The sequence below is a fragment of the Lewinella sp. genome, assembly GCF_050633125.1.
In the GTDB taxonomy this organism is placed as follows: domain Bacteria; phylum Bacteroidota; class Bacteroidia; order Chitinophagales; family Saprospiraceae; genus Lewinella.
In genome coordinates this window covers 1-721 of sequence record NZ_JBOEFX010000173.1, presented here as the reverse complement: position 1 = coordinate 721, position 721 = coordinate 1, and the positions used below count along the sequence as shown (strand labels likewise).

The following is a 721-nucleotide window of genomic DNA, read 5'->3' as shown; positions in this document are numbered from 1 at the left end:
CTGGATTTAATCCAGATCCGTAAGCTGATCCTCAACGTGATCACGGCGTTCCCTAACAATACGAGCTGGCGCTTTGTGGCAGCCGACTACGACTTCCCAGAAAGCACGAACCCATGGTCAGAAACCTTCCCGGAGTTGATCAATGAGAACAACCTGGCAGGTGATATCCTGGATGCAGACTTTGTGGGTGTGAAGATCGGTGATGTGAACGGTTCTGCTCAAGCCAATGCCATGGCAGCAGACGACCGGACGCTCAACGGAACCTTTAACCTAAAGGCGGAAGACATCGACATGAAAGCAGGCAATACCTACACGGTAGCCGTGAGTGCTGACCAGCTGAATACCATCGAAGGCTACCAGGCTACCCTACAGCTAAGTGGTGTGGAACTGATAGACATCGAATACGGCCAAGCGCAAGCAGGCAACTTTGGTCTACGCTTTGTAGATCAGGGCATGATCACCACCTCGTGGAACTGGGAAGGCGCAGCAACTGCAGCCGACCACCTGTTCAGCCTGGTACTCAGAGCAACTGAAGACCAGCCACTACGCCAGGCGCTGAGCATCTCAAGCCGTTACACGGCCGCAGAAGCTTACCGCGCCGGCGAGCTGACCGACCTGGGTATTGAATTTACCCATGGTTGGAATGTAGCTGCAGAGTTTGCATTGTACCAGAACACGCCCAACCCTTTTGCAGCAGCGACCCTGATCGGGTTCAACCTGC

1 pseudogene is annotated in these 721 nt (G+C 54.1%); it reads left to right on the top strand.

The annotated features are described in order from the left end of the window. Window positions 1-721 (top strand): annotated as a pseudogene (locus tag ACRBG0_RS26970) (hypothetical protein); the annotation flags it as partial.